This is a genomic window from Streptomyces montanus (assembly GCF_005786655.1).
In the GTDB taxonomy this organism is placed as follows: domain Bacteria; phylum Actinomycetota; class Actinomycetes; order Streptomycetales; family Streptomycetaceae; genus Streptomyces; species Streptomyces sporangiiformans.
The window spans coordinates 1-9,687 of record NZ_VBZC01000097.1; the positions used below are offsets into that span (position 1 = coordinate 1).

General features: G+C 72.2%; 5 protein-coding genes and 1 pseudogene. All 6 read left to right on the forward strand.

Features of this window, described 5'->3' with window-relative positions:
- Positions 1-1,846: serine/threonine-protein kinase (locus FE633_RS44160; protein WP_484422059.1), on the forward strand; the 1,846-nt coding region annotated here is incomplete at its 5' end.
- A 294-nt stretch (positions 1,847-2,140) separates the two neighbouring features.
- On the forward strand, positions 2,141-3,874 hold the full coding sequence (locus tag FE633_RS44165) for a serine/threonine-protein kinase (protein WP_138050824.1): 1,734 nt from the start codon (positions 2,141-2,143) through the stop codon (positions 3,872-3,874).
- 115 nt (positions 3,875-3,989) lie between these two features.
- A pseudogene (locus FE633_RS44170) lies at positions 3,990-5,288 on the forward strand (serine/threonine-protein kinase); the annotation flags it as partial.
- A gap of 137 nt (positions 5,289-5,425) precedes the next feature.
- On the forward strand, positions 5,426-7,117 hold the full coding sequence (locus FE633_RS44175) for a serine/threonine-protein kinase (RefSeq protein ID WP_138050810.1): 1,692 nt from the start codon (positions 5,426-5,428) through the stop codon (positions 7,115-7,117).
- Positions 7,118-7,122: 5 nt separating this feature from the next.
- A complete protein-coding gene (locus tag FE633_RS44180; protein WP_138050825.1) occupies positions 7,123-8,487 on the forward strand; it encodes a diacylglycerol/lipid kinase family protein in 1,365 nt (454 codons plus the stop codon).
- A 194-nt stretch (positions 8,488-8,681) separates the two neighbouring features.
- Positions 8,682-9,687 (forward strand): aldehyde dehydrogenase family protein (locus FE633_RS49040; RefSeq protein ID WP_246114115.1); only part of this gene is annotated, 1,006 nt, incomplete at its 3' end.

Sequence of the window (9,687 nt, forward strand, 5' to 3'; positions counted from 1 at the left end):
CGGTGCGCGGGCCGCGGCGCGCGTGCACGAGGAGCAACAGGGCGGGCCGAACGCGGCGCTGCCCGCGCCGCGGCCACGGCCGGCCGAGGGCAGCGACACCGACGCCGGGCAGGCCTCCGCCGGGTACGGCATGGAGGGCACGCAGCCGCAGGGCCAGATCGCCGACCCGTACGGAGTGGGCCGGGCGAACTCCTGGCACGGCGCGGCACCCCGCCACGGCGCCCCCGCGGTCACCGACGGCAACGGCCAGGGGCACCACGCGCTCCCGGCCGCCGGACCCGGACACGGAACGGGCACGGCAGGCAACGGCACCGGCCCCGGCTCTGCGCCCGCCCGAACCGGCTCGGTGCCGTACGAGAGCGGCCCGGTGCCGTACGGGACCGGCTCCACGCCGTACGGGACCGGCTCCACGCCGTACGGAACCGACTCGGCGCCGTACCCACCCGACCTCGCGCCGGGCTCCGTCACGAGCGGTGCGCCCCACCCGTCTCCCGGCCACACCACAGCACCCCCCACCCAATGGGACCACCTCGTCCCCAGCCGCACCCCGCACCGGGGCCCCACCACCGCGCTCGCCGCCGAGCGTGCTCGCCAGGCCCGTATGGCGGTCGTGGGCCCGGTCACCGAGAGGTGGGCGCCCGAGCAGGCGGGACCTGTTCACGAGAACTGGCAGTTGGCCGCGCCGATCGGGCCCGCGACCGACCTGTGGGCGCTCGGCGCGCTGCTCTTCCGGGCGGTTCAGGGCCACGCGCCCTACCCCGAGGAGAACACCGCCGAGCTCGTGCAGCTCGTGTGCGCGGAGCCGCCCGCGTTCGCGGAGGAGTGCGGGCCGCTCCGGCCGGTCGTGGAGTCGCTGCTGCGACAGGACCCCACCGAGCGGCTGGACTTCGAGGAGCTGCGCGGCTGGCTGCGTTCGCTCGTGCGGTCGGCGCCCGAGCCGGAGGCGGGAACGCATGTCGTGGCGGCGCCGCCCGTGGACCCGACGCGCCTGCCCGTCGTACGCCGCCGGGGCGAACTCGTCCGCAAGCGCCGCGCCGGGCTGCCCGACACACACGGCCGCCACAAGCGGGCCAAGCAGGGGAAGGCGCCCAAGCCCCGTCGCCTCGGCCGCACGCTGCTGTTACTGATCCTGCTGGCGCTGGCCGCGGCCGTCGCGTACGCCATGGTCTTCATGCCGAAGTCCGATCCGGACGCGAGCAGCGCGCGGACCGGCACGGCCGGGGATGCCGTCCCGGCTCCCGGGCACTCGTCCGACGCTGACGCGGACACGGGCACCGGCAAGGGCACGGACGGGAACGCCGACAAGGATCCGCAGCCGGGCGGGACGCCGAGCAAGGACAACAGCCCGACCCAGTCGTCCAGTTCCACCACGCAGACCACCGGCCCTGACCTGCCCCAGGGTTTCACTCTGCGCAAGGATGCCGAGGGTTTCCGGGTCGCCGTCGCCAACGGCTGGGACCGGGCTCCCAAGAACGGGCGTGGCCAGGTCGTCTACTCGCACGGCAACTTCGAGCTGTTCGTCGTGCCCGGACGCGACACCACGCGCGAGTACGGCAGCGATCCGATGACGTACCAGCGGGAGGACGAGCGCGAACTCCAGCCGTTCCGCGATTCGACCTGGGCCACGTCCAGCGGGATGCGGCGGATCGACGTGGGTGGACGGACCATGGCCGAGGGCCAGTTCACCTGGCAGGACGCCGGGGGCCGCGAGATCTACGTACGGAATCTCGCGATCATCGTCGACGGGCGTTACCACGTGGTGCAGTTGCGGGGGCCGGAAGCCGAGCGGGACGAGGTGACACGGCTGTACGAGCAGGCGTCGGCCACCTATCAGGTCACCGACTGACGGCGGAGTGCTCCGCAGAACCCGCCAACTCGTCCTCAGCACCCGCCCATTCCTCCCCGTACCCGCCCACTCCTCCCCAGCACCCCGCCAACTCTCCTGCGATTCACCTCAGTTCCCCGGAGTTCACACGGCTGCCTCCTCCAGGTCCCGCCCAGGTCCCGCCCTGGTTCCCTCCTGAGCGCGGAAGGGACAACCATCACAGTGCGGTCTCCTGGGGGCCCCGCCGGTTCCCTGTGCGCAGGCCGGTCCCTAATCTGAGCCCTGCCAAGACCATTGCGGGGAAACGTGAATCAGATGCAGGGCCTGCTCCTCTCCGAGCGCTACCGGCTCGTCGACACCATCGGCAGCGGCGGCATGGGGAGGGTGTGGCGCGCACACGACGAGGTGCTGCACCGTGCCGTCGCGATCAAGGAGCTGACGGCCGCGCTGTACGTCTCCGAGAGCGACCAGGGCGTGCTGCTCGCCCGCACCCGGGCGGAGGCGCGCGCGGCCGCCCGGATCAACCACTCGGCCGTCGTCACGGTGCACGACGTGCTGGAGCACGACGGCCGGCCGTGGATCGTGATGGAGCTGGTCGAGGGCCGCTCGCTCGCCGACGCGGTCAAGGAGTCGGGGCGCATCGAGCCCCAGGAAGCCGCGCGCATCGGCCTGTGGGTGCTGCGGGCGCTGCGGGCCGCGCACTCCGCCGGCGTACTGCACCGCGACATCAAGCCCGGCAACGTACTCCTCGCCGACGACCGGCGCGTCCTGCTCACCGACTTCGGGATCGCCCAGGTCGAGGGGGATACGACGATCACCCGGACCGGGGAGATCGTCGGCTCGGTCGACTATCTGGCGCCCGAGCGCGTACGCGGCCACGACCCCGGCCCCTCGTCCGACCTGTGGGCGCTCGGTGCCACGCTCTACACGGCGGTCGAGGGGAAGTCGCCCTTCCGGCGGACCACACCGCTGACCACCATGCAGGCGGTGGTCACCGAGGAGCCCGGCGAGCCGGAACACGCGGGCCCGCTCGCGCCTGTGATCACGGCCCTGCTGCACAAGGACCCCGCCGACCGGCCCGGAGCGGAGGAGGCCGAGCAGATGCTCGCCGAGGCCGCGGAGGGACGGACACCCAGCGCGGCTCAGGCCTATGTGCCGACGGGACAGGTGTCGCACTCGGACACCCATGGCTGGCCGTCGGCGTCCGAACCGACGGCCGTCACGCCGCGCCGGCCGATGCCCGGGCACCAGTCCGCGCTCGGCCACCAGCCTCCGCCCGGTCATCAGCCGATGCCAGGTCACCAGCCGATGCCCGGACAGCAGCCGGCGTCGGGTCACCAGCACATATCCGGTACCCAGCCGGTGCCCGGGCATCAGATGCCGTCCGGCCCCGCCGGCCCGCGCAAGCGCCGCCGGGGCCGCACCGTCGCCCTCGTCGTGGCCGTGGCCGCGCTCGTCGGCGGAGGCGGTGCCGCGGCGATGCGGTACGCGGACGAGTGGAGGCAGACGGACGGATCCTCGTCCTCCTCCTCTTCACCGTCTTCGTCGGAGGAGAACGCGGAGGCCTCGACGGGCGCCGTGCCCGAGAACTGGGTCCGTGTCCAGGACCCCGCGGGGTTCAGCCTCGTCCTGCCCAAAGGCTGGAAGCGGCAGGCGGTGGACGAATTCCAGACCGACTACACGCCCGACGGCGGCGAACACTTCGTCCGCATCGCCGTGGACGACTCCCCGGACTTCGACAGCCCCTACGAGCACCAGCTCGACCTGGAGCAGCAGTTGCAGCGGCTGCGCGACTACAAGCGGATGAGCCTGGAGTCCAACGTGTACCGCGACCGCCCCGGCTCGCTCTGGGACTTCTCCTGGATCGCGCAGGCGAAGGACACGCCGTTCCCCGGCCCGCGCCGGGCCATCGAGGAGACGTATCTCAGCCGCGACGGCGTCGAGTACGCGATCTACGTCTCCGGGCCCGCGGAGGACTGGAAGACCACCCGGAAACAGTTCGACGCGATCCTGCGGGGCTGGCGCCCCAAGGGGGACACGGCCGGCTGACGGTACGGCCGCCCGGGCGCCGTCCCCCGCCACGGCCCACGCCGCGTGTCCCGCGTACCGTCGCTCCTCGGCCACTGTCCTGCGCCGCCCCCGGAGCCCCGCTCAAGGGTGCGGCATGATGGGGCGCATGGGGACCGAGGGCACGGAGGGCACCGAGGGGGAGAACGTCCGCGTCATCGCGGGTCGTTACCGGCTGGAGGACAGACTCGGCCGGGGCGGCATGGGCGTCGTATGGCGTGCCACCGACCAACTGCTCGGCCGGCAGGTCGCGGTCAAGGAACTCCTCCTCGACGTGGCGCTCTCGGCGGAGGAGTCCCGATTACGGCGCGAGCGCACTCTGCGTGAGGCGCGGGCGATCGCGCAGCTGAGGCATCCGCACATCATCATCGTGCACGACGTGGTCGAGCACGACGAACGCCCGTACATGGTCATGGAGTTGGTCGAGGGCGGCTCGCTCGCCGACCGGATCTCCTCGGACGGCCCCGTGGACGCCGCCGAAGCCGCCCGGATGGGCATCGCCCTGCTGGGCGCCCTGCATCGGGCGCACTCCGCGGGCGTCCTGCACCGCGACCTGAAGCCCGCGAACGTCCTCGTCTCCGAGGCGGGGCGTGTCGTCCTCACCGACTTCGGGATCGCCCAGGTCTCCGGTGCGACGACGCTCACCGAGAGCGGTGCGTTCGTCGGCTCGCCCGAGTACACCGCGCCCGAGCGGATGTCCGGGGCCCGAACCGGGCCCGAGTCCGACCTGTGGTCGCTCGGCGCGCTGCTGTGCGCGGCCCTGAGCGGCGAATCACCGTTCCGCCGCGACTCCTTGGGCGGCATTCTGCACGCCGTCGTCTCCGACGAGATTCGTCCGCCGGCCCAGGCCGCGCCGATCCTTCCCGTCATCCTCGGGCTGCTGGAGCGCGACCCCGACCGCCGCCTCGACGCGGCGGAGGCCGAACGGATGCTGCGGGCGTACCTCGACACGGGCCATACGCCCACGGTGCCGCCGGTCCATACGCCGGCCCAGGGGGAAATGCCGAGGCGGCAGCAGATGATCGCGCCGCTCGACGCACCGTCGGCCACGCCTTCGGCCGCGCCCACGGGCGCGCAGCCGGTGAAGCCGCCGAGCCGGCGCGTGCTGATCGCGGCCGCGCTGGTCGCCGCGATGGCGACTGCCGGAGTGTCGGCGGCCGCGCTGCTGATGAACGGAGGCGACGGCAAAACCCCTGTACGGCCGACGAGTTCGGCGCCGGATACGGATCCCGGCAAGGGGCCCCGTACGAGTCCGGGCCGTACAAGTCCCCCTAAGAGCCCCACCGGACGCCCCGCGCCCACCGTGACCGTCACGCGTTCACCGCCCTCCGCCTCTCCCACGCGGAGTGCCTCCACCGCGCCCTCCGTGCCGACCGGCCCCGCCGAGCCCACGGGCCCAGCCGCGACGGCTCGTTCGACTTCTTGACGCACGTCTGCGTAAAAGGCGCATAAGTGACCCTGTGCGTCACGGATCGGTGACCGGAAAGCATCTGGGGTGGAACCCGCGGTGGTCGCCGCGATAGGCATGGACCCATGAGCAGCAACGGGGGAGCCTCCTACGGGGCCGACGAGCCAACGAGTTACGGTCTGCAACCGCCGCGGCCGGGTGTGCCCGAACAGCAGCCCGGGGTGCCCGGCCCCGGCGGCGTCCCGTACCCCGGTAACCCGTACGCGGCGCCCACCCAGGTCGTCCCCGAGCAGCAGGTGCCGCAGGACCCCGGCGCCGGGCGCCTGATCGCCGGCCGCTATCGACTGCTGTCCAAACTCGGCCACGGCGGCATGGGCACCGTATGGCGGGCCAAGGACGAGACCGTGGACCGTGAGGTCGCCGTCAAGGAGCCCCGCGTACCGGACCACCTTCCCGAACGCGAACGCGCCAACGTTTTCGAGCGGATGCGTCGCGAGGCGCGCGCCGCGGCCCGGCTCGCCCACCCGGCGGTGGTGAATGTCCACGATGTCGCGGTGGTCGAAGGCCAGCCCTGGATCGTGATGGAACTGGTGCAGGGGCGTTCACTGGGCGCCGCGCTGCAAGAGGGCACGATCGGGGCGCGCGAAGCGGCGAGAATCGGCCTTGAGGTGCTCGGCGCTCTGGAGGCCGCGCACGCGGCGGGCATCCTGCACCGCGACGTCAAGCCCGACAACGTCCTGCTCGGTCCGCACGGTCGCGTCGTCCTCACCGACTTCGGCATCGCCCAGATCGAGGGCGAGACGAACCTGACCGACACCGGCGGCTTCGTGGGATCGCCCGAATTCATCGCGCCCGAGCGGGTGTTGGGGCAGCGGCCCGGTCCCGCCTCCGACCTGTGGTCGCTCGGTGTCGTGCTGTACACGGCCACGGAGGGCGTCTCGCCCTTCCGCCGCAACAACACGCCCGCGACGCTCCAGTCCGTCCTCAACGCCACGCCGGCCGCGCCCAACGCGGCCAAGGGCCCCCTCGCCGACGCCATCACCGCACTCCTCGGCAAGGACCCGGCCCGCCGCCCGAATGCCGCCCAGGTGCGCCGGCTCCTGGAAGAGGCCGCGCAGCCACCCGCCCCGGAGCCGACCCAGGTGGCAGACCGAGTCCGGATCGCGGGCCCCGGCGGCAAGTCGGTCCGCGTCGGACGCAAGGGCTGGATCGGGATCGGCGCGGCGGTGGTGGCGGTGGCCGTGGCCGCGTACCTGGTGATCTGGGACCCGTTCGCGGGGCCGTTGCCGGACGGCTGGAAACAGCACAAGGAGAAGGACGTCGCCGCGACGCTCGTGGCGCCGCCGGAGTATGTGCGGGGCGAGCCGGATCGCTCCACGGACAAGGGGCACTGGGTCTCGTACACCGACCCGAGCTACTCCGTCTCGATCGTCCTGACCCTGTACAAGAAGTCCGAGGACACCCTCAACGAGATCGCGGGCACGGCCAGTTCCGAGGCCTACCAGGACGCCGACGCCATGGAGAAGACGGACGACAGCTCCTTCTCCAACATGGCGGAGTCACCCGCGCCCAAGGCCGACACCACCGAGACCTCGTACGACGGTGGCGAGGCGGCGGAGAACGTCGTCACCTACGTCGACGACCAGACGGACGCGGACACGCCCCGGCCCCGCGAGGCCCGGATCTTCTACTACAAGACCAAGTCGGGCGACCTCTACAAGCTCTGGATCGACTACCCGGGCAAGGGCGACTTCACCGAGCGTGGCCGCGAGGTCGCGAAGACGGCGATCGCGAACCTGGACATCGACAAGCCGTGAACCCCGTGGGCCTGGATCTTGACGGTCGGGCGCATGCCCGGCAGCGATGGGCGGCGCGGAGCGCCCTGGTGGCCGCCGCGCTGGCCGTGATGCTGCCGCTCGGATACGCCGGGTCCGGAAGCCTGCTGCTCATCGCGCTCGCGGTGCTCGGTACCGGGCTGACCATGGCCGCCCTCTGGTGGGTGCTGACCCATCGGGGGCCGGCCCGGGCCGCGGCCGGAGTTCTGGCCCTGGTGGCGCCTGCCACGGTCGTGGGGTTCTTCGCCGCCGCCCAGTTGCTGTGGGTCCCCGTCGCCTCCTTGGCGCTGTGGGGCTTCGCCGTCTGGGCCGGGAAGTTCGCGCTCAGCAGTACCAAGTCGCATGTCGTGAGCGTGCCCGAGTATCGGATTCCCGCCCCCACCAACCCCTTTCTCATCATGAATCCGCGGTCCGGGGGCGGGAAGGTCGAGCGGTTCGGCCTGAAGGAGAAGGCCGAGAAGCTCGGGGCACGCGTCCGTCTCCTCGACCCCGAGCAGCACGAGGACGTGGCCGCGCTCGCCCGGCGGGCCGTCGTGGACGGGGCCGATCTGCTGGGCGTCGCCGGCGGGGACGGTACGCAGGCCCTCGTCGCGGCCGTCGCCGCGGAGCACGGAATACCGTTCCTCGTCATATCGGCCGGGACCCGGAACCACTTCGCCATGGACCTCGGGCTCGACCGGGACGACCCGGCCGCCTGCCTCGACGCGCTCACCGACGACGGGGTCGAACTCCGCGTCGACCTCGGCTTCGCCGACGCACACCCCTTCGTCAACAACGCCTCGTTCGGCGCGTACGCGGCGGTCGTGCAGAGCCCCGCGTACCGGAACGACAAGGTGCGTACGACGCTGGAGCTGCTGCCCGAGCTGCTCACGCATCAGCGCGGCCCGCGGCTGACCGCCCGGATCGCGGAAACCGTCATCGACGCGCCCCAGGCCCTGCTCGTGAGCAACAACCCCTATCGCATGGACGATCCGGCGGGGCTCGGCTACCGCGAGCGGTTGGAGTCCGGCGTGCTGGGAGTTCTCGGTGTCAAGGTCGAGAACGCCGCCGAGGCCGCCGGGTTGCTGCTGGGGCGGCATGCCACCGGACTCACGGTGCTCACCGCCCGCGAGGTGGTCGTCCACGCCGACCGCCCCGAGGTCGAGGTCGGCATCGACGGCGAGGCCCTCGTCCTCCCCACGCCGGTACGGTGCCGTATCGAGCCCGGAGCCCTGCGCGTGCGCGTCCCGCGGAACCGCCCCGGAGTCCCGGAGCCCAAGCCACCCCTGGACTGGCGCCGGCTGCGCAAGCTCGCGGCGGCGGTGGGACGTACGGCCCTTCCCAAGAACCGGACCTTTCAAGGGGGCGCGTGACCGTCCCGAGATCGGGAAGTAGTGATCAGCTCCTCCTCTACCCCGATATCCAACCCGATCCGCTCCTGATCGACGTCTGACAACGCCCTGATCAGGGTGTTCGTTGCCAGTGATCGCTGGCGTGGTGTGTGTACTCCGTGAAAGCTGTTACCGGCGGGTACCCAAACGCTTCGTCCCGGCATACCCTGCGGCTCATGACGGACTCGCAGGCCCCGGAGCAGACCCCGGAAAAGACCGGTACGAACCCCCTCGCCCCCGCCCCCGAAGGCGCCCGCACGGTCGCCGACGTGGTCACACCGGAGCTGATCGCCCAGCTCACGCGTGGCGTGGCCGGTTCGGGTCGCACCGCCAACCACACGCCCTTCACCGGCGAGAAGCTGGCCGACCTGCCCGAGTCCACTCCGGAAGACGTCGAGCAGGCCTACGAGCGGGCCCGCGCCGCACAGTCCGTCTGGGCCCAGACCCCCGTACGGCAGCGCGCCGCCGTCCTCCTCCGCTTCCATGACCTGGTGCTCGCCCGCCAGGCCGAGGTACTGGACCTGATCCAGCTGGAGACGGGCAAGGCCCGCCTGCACGCGCACGAGGAGGTCCAGGCCGTCGCGGTGGCGGCCCGGCACTACGGCCGCAAGGCCCCCTCGTACCTCCGCCCCAAGCGGCACGCGGGCGCCGTCCCGACGCTCACCAAGGTCACCGAACTGCGCCATCCACGCGGTGTCGTCGGCCAGATAGCCCCCTGGAACTACCCGCTGGAACTCTCCGTCGGCGACGCGCTCCCCGCCTTCGTCGCGGGCAACGCCGTCGTCATGAAGCCCGACACCGAGACCTGCCTCACCGCCCTCTGGGCCCGTGACCTGCTCATCGAGGCGGGCCTGCCCGCCGACGTCTTCCAGGTCGTCCTCGGCGAGGGCCCGGTCATCGGGCCGGAGGTCGTCAAGCACGCCGACTACGTCTCCTTCACCGGCTCCACCCGTACGGGCCGCGAGGTCGCCCAGAGCGCGGCGGCCCGCCTGGTCGGTGTCTCCCTCGAACTCGGCGGCAAGAACGCCATGCTGGTGCTGGAGGACGCCGACCTCGACAAGGCGGCGGCCGGCGCGGTCCGCGCCTGCTTCTCGTCCGCCGGTCAACTGTGCATCTCCATCGAGCGGTTGTACGTCCACGAGTCGGTCGCCGACGCCTTCGTGGAGCGTTTCGCGGCGCGCA